Source organism: Streptomyces sp. UNOC14_S4 (assembly GCF_020740835.1).
Taxonomy (GTDB): domain Bacteria; phylum Actinomycetota; class Actinomycetes; order Streptomycetales; family Streptomycetaceae; genus Streptomyces.
The window spans coordinates 1-694 of record NZ_JAINFC010001031.1; the positions used below are offsets into that span (position 1 = coordinate 1).

General features: G+C 75.6%; 1 protein-coding gene. It reads right to left on the bottom strand.

The features are described 5' to 3' along the window. Window positions 1–398: 398 nt before the first annotated feature. Window positions 399–694 (bottom strand): hypothetical protein (locus K6I34_RS38520; protein ID WP_275127240.1); only part of this gene is annotated, 296 nt, incomplete at its 5' end.

A 694-nucleotide genomic window follows, 5' to 3' on the forward strand; every position in this document is an offset into this window, starting at 1 on the left:
GAGCTCGTGGGCGGCTTTGAGGGGCGCGGGGAACTGCGCGACAAGCCCCCACCGGGGGCGCAGACGCGCGCGCAGCGCAAGACGTACCCCGGTAGGCGCAGGGGTCCGGGGCGGAGCCCCGGGTGGGGACGGCGGGGGAGTCGGGCGGCCGGGAGGTGGCCGGAATTCGGGGGCAGCCGGCGCGGTGTTGCCACAACGGTCTCGTTACGGGCTCGCCGCAACACCAGAACACCCCCGGAGGGATTCGGCATCTGGTGATACAAAAGACGTCCGCTCGCCTGCCGTCCGACTGGCGGGATGCGCGCCCGATTCGCTCCTTCCCGGTGGATTTTCGGCCACCGGGAGCGCGGGGGAGACCGTTCCGGGACGGCGCACCCGTGTGAAGAGGAAAGCTGATGTCACAGCCGCCCCAGCCGCCCAACCAGCCGCCAGGGGTTCCCCCGGCGCAGCCAGGCGGAGGCTTCGGAGCGCCGAGCCCCTCGTACGGCTACCCGCCCCAGCAGCCGCAGCCGCAGGCACAGCCGCCGCAGGCCCCGCCCGCACCGCCGTCCGCTGCGCCTCAGTTCCAGAAGCCGCAGACGCCGCCCCCGCCGCCGGGTGCGGCCCCGCAGCCGCCGCAGGCTCCGCCGGGCGCGTTCGGTCAGCCCGGGGCGCAGGCTCCCGGTGGGTACGGCTACCCCGGTCCGCCCCCCGC